The sequence below is a fragment of the Nitratireductor mangrovi genome (assembly GCF_007922615.2).
Classification (GTDB): Bacteria; Pseudomonadota; Alphaproteobacteria; order Rhizobiales; family Rhizobiaceae; genus Mangrovimarina; species Mangrovimarina mangrovi.
In genome coordinates, this window is record NZ_CP042301.2 from 1,362,949 (window position 1) to 1,379,145 (window position 16,197).

The following is a 16,197-nucleotide window of genomic DNA, read 5'->3' on the forward strand; positions in this document are numbered from 1 at the left end:
GAGGGGTATGGCACGCATCGATCTCGATCACATCCGGCACTCCTACCTCGCCAATCCCTCGCGCGACGAGGACTACGCACTGAAGGAGGTGCATCACACCTTCGAGGATGGCGGCGCCTACGCGCTGCTCGGGCCGTCTGGTTGCGGCAAGACCACGCTGCTCAACATCATCTCCGGCCTGCTGCATGCCTCCGAAGGCCGGCTGCTTTTCGACGGCGAGGATGTGTCCGGCTATTCGACCGAGGCGCGCAACATCGCCCAGGTGTTCCAGTTCCCTGTCGTCTACGACACGATGACCGTCTACGACAATCTGGCCTTCCCGCTGCGCAACCGCGGCGTGCCGGAGGCGCAGGTCGACAGCAAGGTGCGCGAGACACTGGAGATGATCGACCTCGCCGCCTGGTCGAACCGCAAGGCGCAAGGGCTCACCGCGGACCAGAAGCAGAAGATCTCGCTCGGCCGCGGCCTGGTGCGTTCCGACGTCAATGCGATCCTGTTCGACGAGCCGCTGACGGTCATCGATCCGCACATGAAATGGGTGCTGCGCTCGCAACTGAAGCTGCTGCACAAGCGCTTCGGCCACACCATGGTCTATGTCACCCACGACCAGACCGAAGCGCTCACCTTCGCCGATGCCGTGGTCGTCATGTATGAGGGCGAGATCGTCCAGATCGGCACACCGGGCGAACTGTTCGAACGGCCCAAGCACACTTTCGTAGGCTATTTCATCGGCTCGCCCGGCATGAATGTCGTACCGGTGTCGATTGCCGGGCGCGAAGCGAAGTTCGGCGACCAGACGATCGAACTGCCGGGTGTGCCGCAGACGCCGATGGGCGGGGCCATCGAACTCGGCATCAGGCCCGAATTCGTGCGCATCGGCCGCGAGGGCATGCCGGCGACGATCGACAAGGTCGAGGATATCGGCCGCCAGAAGATCGTGCGCGCGGTCGTCAACGGCCAACGCATCGCGGCGGTGGTTCCCGAGGGCGGCGACATCCCCTCCGAGGCGCATGTCAGCTTCGATCCGGACGGCATCAACATCTATGCCGGCTCGTGGCGCGTCGAGATGGAGCGCTGAGATGACCAAGACCTGGAACAACAAGGCCTGGTTCATGGTGCTGCCGGTGCTGGCGCTGGTGGCTTTCAACGCCATCATCCCGCTGATGACGGTGGTCAACTATTCGGTCCAGGAGACCTTCGGCAACAATCTGTTCTTCTTCGAAGGCGTGAAGTGGTACCGCGAGGTGCTGGCGTCCGAACGCTTCCACGCCTCGCTGCTGCGCCAGTTTGCCTTCACCTTCATCATCATCGCGATCGAGATCCCGCTCGGCGTCGCGATCGCGCTGACGATGCCGCGCGAGGGCCGCTGGGTCTCGGTCTGCCTGGTGCTGATGGCGCTGCCGCTGCTGATCCCGTGGAACGTGGTCGGCGCCATGTGGAACATCATGGCACTGCCCGACATCGGCCTGCTCGGCCACACGCTGCGCGAACTCGGCATCAACTACAACTTCACCCGGCAGCCATTCTCGGCCTGGTTCACCATCGTGCTGATGGACGTCTGGCACTGGACCTCGCTGGTGGTGCTTTTGGCCTATGCCGGCCTGCGTTCGATCCCCGACGCCTATTACCAGGCGGCCAAGATCGACGGCGCGTCGTCCTGGTCGGTGTTCCGCTACATCCAGCTTCCGAAGATGAAGCGTGTGCTGACCATCGCCGTGCTGCTGCGTTTCATGGATTCCTTCATGATCTACACGGAGCCGTTCGTGCTCACCGGCGGCGGGCCCGGCAACGCCACGACGCTGCTTTCGATCGACCTGGTCAAGGCCGCGCTCGGCGAGTTCAACCTCGGCATCGCTGCCGCCATGTCGATCATCTACTTCCTGATGACGCTTCTGGTGTGCTGGGTCTTCTACACGCTGATGATGCGGGGAGAGGAACAATGAGGTCGTTCCGCTGGATCGTGCCGACCGTCTACATCATCTTCCTGATGCTGCCGATCTACTGGCTCCTGAACATGTCGTTCAAGACCACCAACGAGATTCTCGGCGGCTTCAGCTTCTGGCCGCGCAACTTCACCGTCGACAGTTATGTCGAGATCCTCACCAACCCGGTCTGGTACAACGGTTACATCAGCTCGATCAGCTATGTGGTTCTGAACACGGTGATTTCGGTCGCCGCGGCACTGCCGGCGGCCTATGCCTTCTCGCGCTACCGCTTCCTCGGCGACAAGCATCTGTTCTTCTGGCTCTTGACCAATCGCATGGCGCCGCCGGCGGTGTTCGCGCTGCCCTTCTACCAGCTCTATTCGGCGATCGAACTGTTCGACACGCCGCTGGCTGTGGCGCTGGCGCATTGCCTCTTCAACATCCCGCTGGCGGTCTGGATCCTGGAAGGCTTCATGTCGGGCGTGCCGAAGGAGATCGACGAGACCGCCTATATCGATGGCTATTCCTGGCCGCGCTTCTTCGTGAAGATCTTCATGCCGCTGATCGCGTCGGGCATCGGCGTCACCGCCTTCTTCTGCTTCATGTTCTCGTGGGTGGAGATGCTGCTCGCCAAATCGCTGACGGCGGTCGACGCCAAGCCGATCGCGGCGGTGATGACACGCACGGCGTCGACATCGGGCTACGAACTCGGCCTGCTCGCGGCCGCCGGCGTGCTGACGATCGTGCCCGGCGCCTTGGTCATCTATTTCGTGCGCAACTACATCGCCAAGGGCTTTGCCCTGGGCCGCGTCTGACGGCTGCAAGGAGGACGGATCATGGACCTCACATGGATGGCCTGGACCTGGCAGACGGCGGCCTTCTTCGCCTTCATCGCGCTGGCGCTGAGCGCCATGACGCTGTGGGAATGGGCGCGGCCGGGCGGCGGCCCGCGCCATGGCGTCCTCGGTCTCGAGACGACCAGGGGCGACCGGCTGTTCATTTCGCTGCTCGGCAGCGCCTACATCCACCTCGCATGGCTCGCCTTCACCGGCGCGCCGCTGTGGGGTGCCACCATCGTTGCGATCGTCTTTGCCCTGGCGGTGTTCCGCTGGGTCTGAGGCGTTTGCGATGAATCGCCTTCGATGGCGGATACGGGCCCTGGTCCCGCCCGCCGCCGAAGGCGCCACCGGCGAAAATCGCCTTCCATACGCGCATGGAGGGAGAGGATCGTCACTCGAAGGTTTCGATCGAAACCGCAACTTTGTTGGGAGGATAGCAATGCGAACGAAGCTTATGGCATCCGTTGCCGCTCTCGCCCTGCTCGGAACGACAGTTCCGGGGTGGGCGGACATGGCGGCGGCCGAGAAATGGATCAATGACGAGTTCCAGCCCTCGACACTCTCGATGGACGAGCAGAAGGCCGAGATGGAATGGTTCATCAAGGCCGCCGAACCGTTTGCCGGCATGGAGATCAACGTCCTTTCCGAAACGATCCCCACGCACACCTATGAGTCGGAGGTGCTGACCAAGGCGTTCGAGGAGATCACCGGCATCAAGGTCAACCACCAGCTGCTCGGCGAGGGCGAAGTCGTCCAGGCCGTGCAGACCCAGATGCAGACAAACCGCAACCTCTACGACGCCTATGTCAACGACTCCGACCTGATCGGCACGCATTCGCGTCTGCAGAGCGCGGTGAATCTGAGCGAATGGATGGAGGGCGAGGGCAAGGACGTAACCAATCCTGGCCTAGACATCGAAGACTTCATAGGCATCTCGTTCACGACCGGACCGGACGGCAAGATCTGGCAACTGCCGGACCAGCAGTTCGCGAACCTGTACTGGTATCGGAAGGACTGGTTCGACCGGCCCGAGATCAAGGACAAGTTCAAGGAGATGTACGGTTACGACCTCGGTGTGCCGGTGAACTGGTCGGCCTATGAGGATATCGCCGAGTTCTTCTCCGAGCACGTCAAGGAGATAGACGGCGTGCGCGTCTATGGCCACATGGACTACGGCAAGCGCGCCCCCGACCTTGGCTGGCGCATGACCGACGCCTGGCTTTCGATGGCCGGCGCCGGCTCCAAGGGCCTGCCGAACGGACGCCCGATCGACGAGTGGGGCATCCGCATGGAAGAGGGTTCGTGCAATCCGGCCGGCGCCTCGGTCAGCCGTGGCGGCGCCGCCAACGGCCCGGCCGCGGTCTACGCGATCCGCAAATGGGACGAGTGGCTGCGTCAGTACGCGCCTCCGGGTGCGGCCGACCTCGACTTCTACCAGTCGCTGCCGGCGCTCAGCCAGGGTAACGTCGCCCAGCAGATCTTCTGGTACACGGCGTTCACGGCGGACATGGTGAAGTCGAAGGCGGACGGCAACAACACCGTCGACGACGAGGGAACGCCGCTATGGAAGATGGCGCCGTCCCCGCATGGCCCGTATTGGGAAGAGGGCATGAAGATCGGCTATCAGGACGCCGGTTCGTGGACGCTGTTCAAGTCGACCCCGGTCGAGCGCCGCAAGGCGGCCTGGCTTTATGCGCAGTTCGTCACCTCCAAGACCGTGGACGTGAAAAAGAGCCATGTCGGCCTGACCGTCATCCGCGACTCCACCATCAACCATGAATCCTTCAGCGAACGCGCGCCGAAGCTGGGTGGCCTGGTCGAGTTCTACCGCTCGCCCGACCGCGTCATGTGGACGCCGACCGGCGTCAACGTGCCCGATTATCCGAAGCTGGCCCAGATCTGGTGGCAGCAGATCGGTGACGTGAACTCCGGCGCCTTTACGCCTCAGGAGGCGATGGACCGGCTTGCTTCCGAGATGGACCAGACCATGGCCCGCATGCAGGCCGCCGACGAGGCCGCCAATGTCTATGGCGGCTGCGGCCCGCGCCTCAACGAGGAAAAGGATCCCTCCGAGTGGCTCGGCAAGGGCGGCGCCAAGGCAAAGCTCGACAACGAGAAGCCGCAGGGCGAGACGGTGGCATATGAGGAGATCATCAAGCGCTGGCAGTAAGCCGGCGCTTGGCGGGAGGGTTTTCCCGCGCCACAATCAGGGGAGACGGCCACGGCCGTCTCCCTTTTGCAAGAAGGACCGTTTTCGGGGGGAGGACGCATGGCAGGCCATGTTCTCGCGATCGACCAGGGCACGACGTCGAGCCGGGCGATCGTCTTTGACGGCGAGATGAAGATCGTCGCCGTGGGCCAGCAGGAATTCCCCCAGCACTACCCCGCCTCGGGCTGGGTCGAGCATGACCCGGAGGACATCTGGCGGACCGTCGTCGCGACCGTGAAGGAGGCGCTGAAGAAGGCGAAGCTGACGGCTGCCGACATCGCCGCGATCGGCATCACCAACCAGCGCGAGACGGTGGTGATCTGGGACAAGGCGAGCGGCAAGCCGATCCACAACGCCATCGTCTGGCAGGACCGGCGCACGGCCCAGATGTGCGAAAAGCTCAAGAAGAAGGGGCTGGAGGCGAAGTTCACCAAAAAGACCGGGCTGTTGCTCGATCCCTATTTTTCCGGCACCAAGATCGCCTGGCTGCTGGACAAGGTGAAAGGCTCGCGCAAGCGGGCGGCGAAAGGCGAATTGCTGGCCGGCACGATCGACACCTTCCTGATCTGGCGGCTGACGGGCGGCAAGCTGCACGCCACCGACGCCACCAACGCGTCGCGCACTCTGGTCTATAACATCGCCAGCAACGAATGGGACGGCGAGCTCCTGAAGATACTCGATATCCCGGCTGCGATGCTGCCGGCGGTGAAGGACTGCGCAGACGATTTCGGCGTCACCGAGAAGGGCCTGTTCGGCGCCGAAATCCCGATCCGGGGTGTCGCCGGCGACCAGCAGGCGGCGACCATCGGCCAGGCCTGCTTCAAGCCCGGCATGATGAAATCGACCTATGGCACCGGCTGCTTCGCGCTGCTCAACACCGGCACCGACATGGTCAGGTCGAAAAACCGGCTGCTGACCACCATCGCCTACCGGCTCAACGGCAAGACCACCTATGCGCTGGAAGGCTCGATCTTCATCGCCGGCGCGGCGGTGCAATGGCTGCGCGACGGCCTGAAGACGATCGGCAAGGCCGAAGAGACGGGCGTTCTGGCCGAAAGGGCCGATCCGACCCAGCAGGTCTATCTGGTGCCGGCCTTTGTCGGCCTCGGTGCCCCGCACTGGGACGCCAATGCGCGCGGCGCGATCTTCGGGCTGACGCGCAATTCCGGCCCGGCCGAGTTCGCCCGGGCGGTGCTGGAATCTGTGGCCTTCCAGACCCGCGACCTGCTTGATGCGATGAAGAAGGACTGGAAGTCCGGCGCCGCCAGAACGGTGTTGCGCGTCGATGGCGGCATGGTCGCCTCGGACTGGACCATGCAATGCCTGGCCGACATCCTCGACGCGCCGGTGGACCGGCCGAACATCCTGGAAACGACGGCGCTCGGAGCGGCGTGGCTCGCCGGCTCCAAGGCCGGCGTCTGGCCGAAGCAGGCCGAATTCGCCAAATCATGGGCACTCGAGCGGCGGTTCGAGCCGGAAATGTCGGCGGCCGAGCGCAAGCGCAAGGTCAGGGGCTGGCGCGACGCGGTCCGCCGGACATTGTCCTAGCATCGTCGCTTTCGGCGGGAATACTTACGGCCAGCCAGCCGAAGAGGGGTTGGTCGAGCCGATGCCGAAACGGCTATCATCCTGCGCAGCTTGACTTTTCTTCTTGGCAGTCGGTACGTTTTGCTTGCGGTAGGAGGAACGGTACGATGCGGAATGCGATCATTGCCGCAGGCATCATCGCGATGGCGAGCCTGCAAGGTGCTGGCGCGGCTGCTGCGGCCGATCTGGTCATCGCCATGCCCAACTGGCCGTCGGGCCAGGCGACCGCCAACATTCTCAAGGAAAGCGTCGAGAAGCAGTTCGGGCTTTCGGTCGAAGTGCGCGAACTGGGCACGCTGACCGCCTTCGCCGGTCTCGATTCCGGTGAAATCGACATCCACCCCGAGGTGTGGCGGCCCAACCTCGACGATCTGATCAAGCGCTATGCCGTCGACCGCGGCTCGGTCACCCTGAGCATATTCGGCGTGCCGGCATGGCAAGGCCTGTGCGCCACGCCGGAGGCGGCGCTTTCCGGCATCACCGCCGTCTCCGATCTCACCGATCCGGAAAAGACGGCGATGCTCGATACCGATGGCGACGGCTTGGGCGAGTTGTGGATCGGCGCGCCAACCTGGTCGTCGACCGGGATCGAGCGCGTCCGCGCCAACAGCTACGGATACGCGCCCCACATGACGCTGGTCGAGGCCGAGGAAGAGGTGGCGATGGCCGCGGTCGATGCCGCCGTGGCGACAAGCCGCCCGATGGTGTTCGCCTGCTATGCGCCGCATCACGTGTTCAAGCTGCACGACGTGGTACGACTGGAGGAGCCGGAATACGACCGCGCCAAATGGCAGATCGTGTCGGCTGCCGACGACCCGTTGTGGATTTCGAAGTCGACAGCATCGACAGGCTGGAACATCGCGCACTTCCACATCGCCTATGCGTCGAGCCTTGCCGAGGAGCGTCCGGACGTGGCCGCCTTCCTGGAAAAGGTCGACTTCACGCCGGCGGAAATCACCGAGATGACCTACGCTCTTTCGGTCGATCGCAAGGAACCGGCCGCCTATGCCGAGCAATGGGTCGCCGCGCATGAGGAAAGGGTTCGCGGGTGGGCGAAATGATGGCTGACAAGATGCAGGGCCGCGCCGGCCGGCCGGCACGACGCAGGCTTTCCCTCGCTTTGGTGGCGACGGCTCTGGGGCTCGGCACCGTGGCGGCGCTCGCCGCGGGCACGCAGATCTTCGATCCCAAGACGCGGACCTGGATCGACTACGACCGCAAGAAGGCGCACCAATACTACGCCGCGCACGGCCAGGTGCCGGAGGCCTTCCGCCGCCAGCTCGTCAAGTTCCGCACGGCGGAAAAGCCGGGCACGATCATCATCGACGGCAACCAGCATTTCCTCTACCTCGTGCAGCCCGGCCACAAGGCGATCCGCTACGGCATCGGGGTCGGCCGCGAGGGCTTCGGCTGGGCCGGGATCGTCAAGATCGGGCGCACGGCGGAGTGGCCGACATGGACGCCGCCGGCCGAGATGGTGGCGCGTGATCCCAATGCGGCCAAATGGGCCGGCGGCATGCCGGGCGGCCCAAGCAATCCGCTCGGCGCGCGCGCGCTTTACCTCTACGAAGGCGGCCAAGACACCATCTATCGCATTCATGGCACGCCGGAGCCGTGGACGATCGGGCTCGACGTGTCGTCAGGCTGCATCCGCATGAACAATGACGACGTCGTGCATCTGCACGAGCGCATCCAGGTCGGAGCCAAGGTGATCGTGCTCATGCAGGGGGCCGCGCTCTACAAGGGCGTCTGAGGCAGCGGGAGCCGTCAAGCTGGAAGGGGAAGCAATGCCGTCATCGAGATTGGAAACCGCCACCACAAAGCGCGCGGCGTTGCTCGTGGTCGCTGCCATGGCGATCGCGCCGCTTGCCGGCTGCATGTCGACGCCGGCGCCCCAGGAACAGGCGCGCAATACGCTGAACACCGCGCCGGCCGACCTGCAGCTTCTGTGCGCCAGTGCCGCAGCCGAGGCGATGGGCGCCGACAGCGACAAGACCTTGCCGGTCGCTTCGCGCCAGCTCGACAGCAAGAACTATCAGGTCGACGTCGATGCCGCCGGCCAGAAGACCTCCTGCATCGTCGATACCGACGGCAACGTGAAGTCTGTCCAGCCGGCCTGACAAGGCCTTTGAAAGCCAGAAAGTCCGGGGCGCGATGCGCCCCGGACTTTCATCGTTTCCTCAATAATAGGGCGAGATGCACTGGCGGCGCGGGCCCTCATAGGGCTGGAAGCTATTGTCGCGCAGCCGGTACGACCGGTAGCGGTCGAAACACCAGTCGACATGCGCCTCGTTCAGCTGCGTGCGCGGGCCGTCATTGATCGCGCCGGTGATGATGGCGCCGGCGATGAAGGCGGCCGCCGGGAACCACCAGCCGTCATATTCGCGGTAGCCGGGCCGGCGGTGGCGATAGCCGCGATGGCCGTTGAGGTAGAAGTGATCGCCACGGCGATGCAGGCGGCGATGGTCACGGCGCGCCTCGCGGCGATCGCGGCGGAACTCGCGCCTGAACTCGCGGCGGTCACGACGGAAGTCGCGCCCATCGAAGTTGCGGCCGCCACGGTGGCGGCGAATGAACGCGTCCGGACCCTGCACGGTTGTCACCGCGCTTTCGGGCGCACGCGGCGCGAAGTTCATCGATGCCGCCTGGGCTGGAACGATGCTCGAACCGGCGATGGCAAGCGCCACGCCGCCGGCAAGCCATGATTTGAAGAGCGTTTTCATCATCATCTCCTGGGCAAGGTTGTCGTGTCCCTTCGCATCGAAACGGCTGGCGGGCAGGCTGGTTCCGCAGGAACAACCTCAGGCAGGGAGACGAACGCTTCCGCGAAGGCGCCGGCGCGGAGATCGCTAATCGGAAAAAAGGATCGAGACCATGTTGCCCGGATGGCGCTCGATGCGGCCGGCAAGGTCGAGCTCGAGCAGCACCATGAAAACCTGCGCCGGGTGAAGGCCGGTGTGGCGAATGATGTCGTCGACCGGCACGGGCGTCGGTCCGAGCGTCTCGATGACGCGGGCGCGATCATCGTCGCCGGGCGGCGGCGTCGCGGCAAAGTCCGGCGGCTCATCGAATTCCTCGGACGGCGGCGGCGGCCGGCCGAGCAAGGGCGCCACCTGCTCGATGACGTCGCGCGCCTCGGTGACCAGGAGCGCGCCATCCTTCAGGAGCCCGTTGGTGCCGGCCGCGCGCGGATCGAGCGGCGAGCCGGGCACGGCGCAGACCAGCCGGCCCATCTCGCCGGCGAGCCGCGCCGAGATCAGCGAGCCGGAGCGCAACGCCGCCTCGACCACGACAAGGGCATGGGCGCTGCCGGCAATGAGGCGGTTGCGGCGCGGAAAGTCGCGGGCGCGGGGTTCCCAGCCGAACGGCATCTCGGTGACGATGGCGCCGCCACGCTCCGGAATTTCGTCGTAGAGCGCGCGATTTTCCGGCGGATAGGGCCTGTCGATCCCGCCTGCCAGGACGGCGATCGTGCCGGTAGGCAATGCGCCCTGATGGGCGGCCGCGTCGATGCCGCGCGCCAGACCGGAGGCTACCGCGAAGCCCTCGCTCCCGAGTGCTGCGGCCATGTTTCGTGCGATCTTGATGCCTGACAACGAGGCGTTGCGGGCACCGACGATGGCAACGGCCGGCAGATCGAAGACGGCGGGTTCGCCCCTGACCGCGATCAGCGGCGGCGGATGCTCCATGACCTTGAGCAGCGGCGGATAACCGGGCTCGCCGAGGGCGATCAGCCGTGCACCGAACCGGGCAAGGGCGGCAAGTTCCGCCTCGGCATCCTCCTCGGTGCAGATTTTCATGGGACGGGACGCGCCGCCGCTGCGCATCAGGCGGGGCAGGGCGTCGAGGGCCGCGTCGGCCGAACCGAAGCGGTTGATCAGGTCGCGAAAGGTGGCCGGGCCGACATTTTCGGTGCGGATGAGCCGGAGCCAGTTGAGCCTCTGGCGGTCGCTTAGGCGACGCTGTCCCGCGGCCCCGCCGGCGTTCACCCCTTCGCTCCGATGCGGGTCTCGGTACCGTTCAGCAGCCGGCCGATGTTGGCCCGGTGCTTGAAGAAGACGATCACGCTCATCAGCGTGAAGAGTTCGGCGGCCTGGACGAAGTTCAGGAGATAAAGCACAACCGGTACCGCGACCGCGGCGACCAGCGCGGCCAACGAGGAATAGCGCGTGACGAGCGCGACCCCGAGCCAGGCGACGGCGAAGGCGAGCGCGCCCTGCCAGGCGATGGCGACCAGCACGCCAAGATAGGTCGCCACGCCCTTGCCGCCCCTGAAGCCGAGCCAGACCGGGAAAAGATGCCCGAGAAAGGCGCCGAGGCCGGCCACGACCGCCTGGTCGGGCCCGTAGAGGCCGGCCAAGAGGACGGCGGCGCTGCCCTTCAGCGCGTCGAGCAGCAGGGTGAGGGCGGCAAGGCCCTTGTTGCCGGTGCGCAGGACATTGGTGGCGCCGATATTGCCGGAGCCGATCTTGCGCACGTCGCCGAGGCCAGCGGCGCGCGTTAGAATGAGCCCAAACGGGATCGAGCCGAGCAGGTAGCCGAAGACAAGCGCTGCGATGAGGTAGGGAAGGGCGAGTTGCCAGCTGATCGGATCGGGCATCGGATAATCCTGTCTGGGCCGTCGCCCGGTATCAGGTTGTAAACACTGTGCGGCCTGCCACCATAGTTTGCAAGACCCGACCCTGCATGCGCGCGCCCTCGAACGACGTGTTCTTCGAGCGCGATCGAATGCCGGCCTCCTCGACGATCCAGGGTTCGTCGAGATTGACGACGATGAGGTCCGCCGGCGCGCCGGGTGCAAGCGAGCCGCCGGGCAGCCCGAACCGCTTCGCAGGCGCCGTCGACAGCAGTTCGACCAGGCGCATGAGCGGCACGTCGCCGGAATGATGCAACCGCAGGGCAGCGGCAAGCAAGGTTTCCAGCCCGATCGCCCCGTCGGCGGCATCGGCAAACGGCAGACGTTTGGTGTCGACATCCTGCGGGTCATGCGAGGAAACGATGATATCGAGCGTTCCCTCGCGCACGGCCTCGATCATCGCCAGCCTGTCCTCCTCGGCCCGCAGCGGCGGCGACATGCGGAAGAAGGTCCGGTATTCGCCGACGTCGTGTTCGTTCAGCGAAAGGTGGTTGATGGTGACCGCGGCGGTCACGTCGGCATGGTCCTGCTTGGCGCGGGCGATCGCGGCCGCCGAAAGCGCGGTCGAGATCGAGGCGGCATGGTAGGAGGCGCCGGTAAGCCGGGCGAGGTAAAGGTCGCGCTCGAGCGGGATCGCCTCAGCCTCGCGCGGCACGCCGGGCAGGCCGAGCCAGCTGGCAAAAAGCCCTTCGTTCATGACGCCGGCGGCGGCGAGGTCGCGGTCCTGCGTCATGTGCGAGACGACGATGCCGAAATCGCTGGCGTAAGTCAGCGCCCGGCGCATGACCAGCGAATTGGCGATGGTGCGGCGGCCGTCGGAAAGCGCGACGGCACCGGCCGCCGAGAGCAGCCCGAACTCGGTGATCTCGCGCCCCTCGAGATGGCGCGTGATCGCCGCGGCCGGGTGAATGTTGACGCTGGCCGTGTCGCGGGCGGTGCGCAGCACGAACTCGACCAGCGACACGTCGTCGATGATCGGATCGGTGTCCGGCATCATGACGAGCGACGTGACGCCGCCGGCGGCGGCCGCCGCGCTCGCCGAGGCCATGGTCTCGCGGTGCTCGGCGCCCGGTTCGGAAATGAAGACCTTGGCGTCGATCAGGCCGGGCATGACGGCGCGGCCGCGGCAGTCGACGATCTCGGCGCCGTCGGGCGTGCCCTGGTTGGCCGCGCCGGCGCCAGCGGCGGCGATCGTGTCGCCGTCGACGATCACGGTGCCGCGTTCGTCGAGGCCGCGCGACGGGTCGATCACCCGCGCATTGGTGAAGGCGGTGACCGTCATCGCGCCTCGCTCTCGTTGCGGCGCGGGTCGAGCAGGGCTTCCATCACCGCCATGCGCACGGCGACGCCCATCTCGACCTGCTCCTCGATGACGCTCTGCGGGCCGTCGGCAATCGCCGACGCGATCTCGACGCCGCGATTCATCGGCCCCGGATGCATGACCAGCGCATCGTCGTTGGCAAGTCTGAGTTTCTCGGCGTCGAGGCCGAAATAGCGGAAATATTCGCGGATCGACGGCACCAGCGCCCCGGCCATGCGCTCGCGCTGGAGGCGCAGCATCATCACCACGTCGGCGCCCTTGAGGCCCTCCGCCATGGTGCGAGAGACCTCGACGCCCATGCGCTCGATGCCGGCCGGCAGCAGCGTCGACGGCGCGACCACGCGCACACGCGCGCCGACGGCGTTCAGGAGGACGATGTTGGAGCGCGCGACACGCGAATGCAGGATGTCGCCGCAGATCGTTACCGTCAGGCGTTCGAGCCTGCCCTTGGCGCGGCGGATGGTGAGCGCATCGAGCAGCGCCTGGGTCGGGTGCTCATGGGCGCCATCGCCGGCATTGACGACCGAACAGCCGACCTTCTGGGCCAGGAGAGCCGCCGCGCCGGCCGAGGCATGGCGGATGATCAGGATGTCGGGCCGCATGGCGTTGAGCGTCATCGCAGTGTCGATGAGCGTCTCACCCTTCTTCACCGAGGAACTGGCGACGGCCATGTTCATGACGTCGGCGCCGAGCCGCTTGCCGGCCAGTTCGAAGGAGGACTGGGTGCGGGTCGAGGCCTCGTAGAAGAGGTTGATCTGGGTGCGGCCACGCAGGGTCGCCGATTTCTTTTCGGGCTGACGCGACAGCGCAACGGCGCGGTCGGCGCGGTCGAGCAACAGCGTGATGTCCTGTGGGGAAAGGTCCCGGATGCCCAGCAGATGGCGGTGCGGGAAGAGCGGAAGGTCCGTTTGCTGGGTCATCTCAAGCCGCTGCTATAGGCACAACGATCACCCACGGCAAGCGCGCCCGGCACGGCGGGCGGGCGTTCTCCCCAGCCAAGTGGGCGGGGCGCCGCGGTCGCGGCAGCGGTTGCGCTCGGCGACGAATAGTGTTCGCGTGGCTGCGGCAAGCTAAGCTATAACCGCTCGGTCATTGCGGTGAGGGGATTCTTCATTGACGCACGAGGTTACCAATCAGCCGCCCTCGCTCTGGGGAACGAATGCGTGGCGCGGCGACCCGTTGCTGGTGCAGCTTTGCGAGGATTTTTCCCCCGAGGTGCGCAAGGATCTCGACGCCGTTGGCCGTTTCGTCATGTCGGCGGAAGCGCAGGATCTGGCGCGGCTCGCCAATGCCGAGACGCCGCATCTGCGCACCCATGACCGGCAGGGCCGGCGCCTCGACCAGGTCGAGTTCCATCCCGCCTACCACGCCCTGATGCGGCGCTCGGTCGCCAACGGCCTGCACTCCTCGATCTGGGAAAACAGCGAGAGCGAGGCCGGCCGCCGTCACCAGGTGCGCGGCGTGCGTTTCTTTCTGACGGCGGGGCTGGAATGCGGGCACCTGTGCCCGATCACCATGACCAGCGCATCGCTGGCCGCGCTGATGGCGTCACCGAAACTGTTTCGCGAATGGGCGCCGCGCGTCACCACACGCAAATACGACCAGTCGCACAAGCCGCCGGCGGAAAAGGCCGGCCTGACGCTCGGCATGGGCATGACCGAGAAGCAGGGCGGCACCGACGTTCGCGCCAACATGACCACGGCGGAACCGGCCGGCAAGAATTTCTACCGCATCACCGGCCACAAATGGTTCATGTCGGCGCCGATGTGCGACGCCTTCCTGGTGCTGGCGCAGGCGCCGGAGGGGCTCTCCTGCTTCCTGGTGCCGCGCATCCTGGCCGACGGCAAGGTCAACGGGTTCCGCTTCCAGCGGCTGAAGGACAAGCTCGGCAACCGCTCCAATGCGTCGTCGGAGGTGGAATTCGTGCAGGCGATCGGCGAACTGGTCGGCGAGCCGGGCGCCGGCATACGCACGATCATGGACATGGTGACGCTGACGCGGCTCGACTGCTCGCTGGCCTCGGCCGGGATCATGCGGGCCGCGATGTTCGAGGCCGTGCACCATACGCGGCACCGCAAGGTGTTCGGCTCGATGCTGGTCGACAAGCCCTTGATGATCCGGGTGCTGGCCGACCTGGCGCTCGAGGTCGCCGGCGCAACCGCGCTCGCCTTCCGCCTGGCGCGGGCGTTCGATGAGGCAGCGGAAAACCGCGGCGCGGCCGCTTTTGCCCGCGCCATGACGCCGGTGGTCAAATACTGGGTCTGCAAGATCTGCCCGAGCGTCGTCTACGAGGCGATGGAGTGCCTGGGCGGCAACGGTTATGTCGAGGAGGCGCCGCTTGCCCGCCACTACCGCGAAGCGCCGCTCAACGCGATCTGGGAAGGCTCCGGCAACGTCATGGCGCTCGACCTGCTACGGGTGCTGAAGCAGGCGCCGAACCTGCTCGACGCCGTGCTCGACGACATCCAGACCGATCTCGGGCCGAGCGGCAGCGGCACGGCCGAGGTGTTGCGGGCGGCCATCGGCGTGGCGCGCACCGACGAGGGGGCCGGGCGCATCCTCGCCGAGCAACTGGCGCTGGCGGCGGCAGCGGCCGAACTGCGCCGGCTCGGCGCCGGCCATATCGCGGACGCCTTCGTGGAGACGCGGCTCGCGGGCCAGTGGCGCAGCACTTACGGCATGCTCGATGCGCGCCATGACGCGCGCATGATCGTCGATACGCTCTATCCGGACATGATGTAGCCGGTGACGGCAAGGACGGCCGGAATCGAGAAGAAGGCCACCACCGTCTGCAGCGTGGTCACCGCGGCGTAGAGCTCGGCATCGCCGCCGAGCTGGCGGGCGAGCAGGAAGCCGTTCATGGCCGTCGGCACCGCCGCGCAGAGGGCGAGATAACGCAACTCCTCGCCGCCGACGCCGCAGGCCAGACCGAGGCCGATCAGAAGCACCGGAAACACCGCCAGCTTCATGAACACCGGTACCCACATCGCCGTACGGGCCTTGAGCATGTCCGCCGGCCTGAGCCCGGCGCCGATGGTCAGCAGACCCATGCCCAGTGCGGCGCGTCCGACCAGGTTCAGCGTCTGGTTGAGGGGAGGGTAGAGCTCCCATGGCAACGCCCGCACAAAAAGCGCGGCCAGCGCCGACAGGATGAGCGGATTGCGCGCAATCGCCGCCGCGACGTGGCCCCAATCCGCGTTGCGGTCGGCGAAGCGGGTCACGACGGCAACCGACATGACGTTCACCGGGACGATGATGGCGGCCATCACCAGGGCGACCACGGCGGCGCCGGCAGCCGGGAAGATGCGCTCGGCGACCGCCAGTGCCATGAAGCCGTTCCAGCGCACCGAGGTCTGGAAGATCGAGGAATATTCGGCTGCGCTCGCCCAGCCAGCGGCGCGCAGCAACGGCCACGAGGCCAGTGTGATGGCGCCCATCAGCAGGATGCCCAGGATGAGCGCGGCCAGCATGGCATCGAGGCTCAGCCCGGAAAAGTCCGCGTTCAGGATCGTGATGAAGAGCAGCGCAGGATAGAGGAACCAATAGCCGAGCTTTTCCAGTCCGGGCCAGGCCGCGTCGTCGACGATCGGCAGCCGGCGCAGAAGATTTCCCGCAACGATGAGCAGGAAGATAGGCAGGATGCTCTCGAAGGTCGCGACCATGGGTGGGAGGAGGCTGTG

General features: G+C 66.0%; 16 protein-coding genes. 10 read left to right on the forward strand and 6 right to left on the reverse strand.

The window, feature by feature from the left end; genetic code table 11:
* The first annotated feature begins 7 nt into the window (after positions 1 to 7).
* The 9 genes from FQ775_RS06670 (at position 8) to FQ775_RS06710 (ending at position 8,680) form a co-directional block, all read left to right on the forward strand.
* Positions 8 to 1,078 (forward strand): ABC transporter ATP-binding protein, encoded by a 1,071-nt coding sequence (locus FQ775_RS06670; RefSeq protein ID WP_146301155.1) that lies wholly within the window; start codon positions 8 to 10, stop codon positions 1,076 to 1,078.
* A 1-nt stretch (position 1,079) separates the two neighbouring features.
* Positions 1,080 to 1,943 carry a carbohydrate ABC transporter permease gene (locus FQ775_RS06675; RefSeq protein WP_146301154.1) on the forward strand — a complete coding sequence of 288 codons (864 nt, stop codon included), beginning with the start codon at positions 1,080 to 1,082 and terminating at the stop codon, positions 1,941 to 1,943.
* On the forward strand, positions 1,940 to 2,740 hold the full coding sequence (locus tag FQ775_RS06680) for a carbohydrate ABC transporter permease (protein ID WP_146301153.1): 801 nt from the start codon (positions 1,940 to 1,942) through the stop codon (positions 2,738 to 2,740). Before FQ775_RS06675 ends, FQ775_RS06680 begins: the two co-directional genes overlap by 4 nt.
* 21 nt (positions 2,741 to 2,761) lie before the next feature.
* Entirely contained in the window at positions 2,762 to 3,043 is a 282-nt protein-coding gene (locus tag FQ775_RS06685; RefSeq protein ID WP_146301152.1) for a DUF2160 domain-containing protein, read from the forward strand.
* A 160-nt stretch (positions 3,044 to 3,203) separates the two neighbouring features.
* Entirely contained in the window at positions 3,204 to 4,934 is a 1,731-nt protein-coding gene (locus tag FQ775_RS06690) for an ABC transporter substrate-binding protein (protein ID WP_146301151.1), read from the forward strand.
* Between the two features lie 99 nt (positions 4,935 to 5,033).
* Positions 5,034 to 6,521, forward strand: a complete 1,488-nt coding sequence (glpK, locus tag FQ775_RS06695) for a glycerol kinase GlpK (protein WP_146301150.1) — start codon at positions 5,034 to 5,036, stop codon at positions 6,519 to 6,521.
* A 146-nt stretch (positions 6,522 to 6,667) separates the two neighbouring features.
* The gene (locus FQ775_RS06700; protein WP_432420048.1) at positions 6,668 to 7,621 is read left to right on the forward strand and encodes an ABC transporter substrate-binding protein; all 954 of its coding nucleotides are present in this window, start codon (positions 6,668 to 6,670) and stop codon (positions 7,619 to 7,621) included.
* Positions 7,621 to 8,313 carry a L,D-transpeptidase gene (locus FQ775_RS06705; protein WP_246730284.1) on the forward strand — a complete coding sequence of 231 codons (693 nt, stop codon included), beginning with the start codon at positions 7,621 to 7,623 and terminating at the stop codon, positions 8,311 to 8,313. Before FQ775_RS06700 ends, FQ775_RS06705 begins: the two co-directional genes overlap by 1 nt.
* 34 nt (positions 8,314 to 8,347) lie before the next feature.
* A complete protein-coding gene (locus FQ775_RS06710; protein WP_146301148.1) occupies positions 8,348 to 8,680 on the forward strand; it encodes a hypothetical protein in 333 nt (110 codons plus the stop codon).
* Positions 8,681 to 8,740: 60 nt separating this feature from the next.
* Here FQ775_RS06710 and FQ775_RS06715 read toward each other — a convergent pair whose 3' ends face one another.
* From FQ775_RS06715 to FQ775_RS06735, 5 genes are all read right to left on the reverse strand, one after another.
* Positions 8,741 to 9,283 (reverse strand): BA14K family protein, encoded by a 543-nt coding sequence (locus tag FQ775_RS06715; protein WP_246730285.1) that lies wholly within the window; start codon positions 9,281 to 9,283, stop codon positions 8,741 to 8,743.
* A gap of 126 nt (positions 9,284 to 9,409) precedes the next feature.
* Positions 9,410 to 10,549 carry a DNA-processing protein DprA gene (gene dprA / locus FQ775_RS06720; protein ID WP_146301147.1) on the reverse strand — a complete coding sequence of 380 codons (1,140 nt, stop codon included), beginning with the start codon at positions 10,547 to 10,549 and terminating at the stop codon, positions 9,410 to 9,412.
* Positions 10,546 to 11,160 carry a glycerol-3-phosphate 1-O-acyltransferase PlsY gene (gene plsY, locus FQ775_RS06725; RefSeq protein ID WP_146301146.1) on the reverse strand — a complete coding sequence of 205 codons (615 nt, stop codon included), beginning with the start codon at positions 11,158 to 11,160 and terminating at the stop codon, positions 10,546 to 10,548. Before plsY ends, dprA begins: the two co-directional genes overlap by 4 nt.
* Positions 11,161 to 11,191: 31 nt before the next feature.
* Complete coding sequence (locus FQ775_RS06730) at positions 11,192 to 12,478, reverse strand: dihydroorotase (RefSeq protein WP_146301145.1); 1,287 nt, start codon at positions 12,476 to 12,478, stop codon at positions 11,192 to 11,194.
* Positions 12,475 to 13,437, reverse strand: coding sequence for an aspartate carbamoyltransferase catalytic subunit (locus FQ775_RS06735; protein WP_146301144.1), 963 nt, complete (start codon positions 13,435 to 13,437; stop codon positions 12,475 to 12,477). Before FQ775_RS06735 ends, FQ775_RS06730 begins: the two co-directional genes overlap by 4 nt.
* 193 nt (positions 13,438 to 13,630) lie before the next feature.
* Here FQ775_RS06735 and FQ775_RS06740 point away from each other — a divergent pair, with 193 nt between their 5' ends.
* Positions 13,631 to 15,259, forward strand: a complete 1,629-nt coding sequence (locus tag FQ775_RS06740; RefSeq protein WP_146301143.1) for an acyl-CoA dehydrogenase family protein — start codon at positions 13,631 to 13,633, stop codon at positions 15,257 to 15,259.
* On the opposite strand, the gene FQ775_RS06745 is transcribed toward FQ775_RS06740, so the two are convergent.
* Positions 15,241 to 16,179: an AEC family transporter gene (locus FQ775_RS06745; protein ID WP_146301142.1), complete on the reverse strand. Its 939-nt coding sequence runs from the start codon at positions 16,177 to 16,179 to the stop codon at positions 15,241 to 15,243. The genes FQ775_RS06740 and FQ775_RS06745 overlap by 19 nt on opposite strands.
* Positions 16,180 to 16,197: the final 18 nt, after the last annotated feature.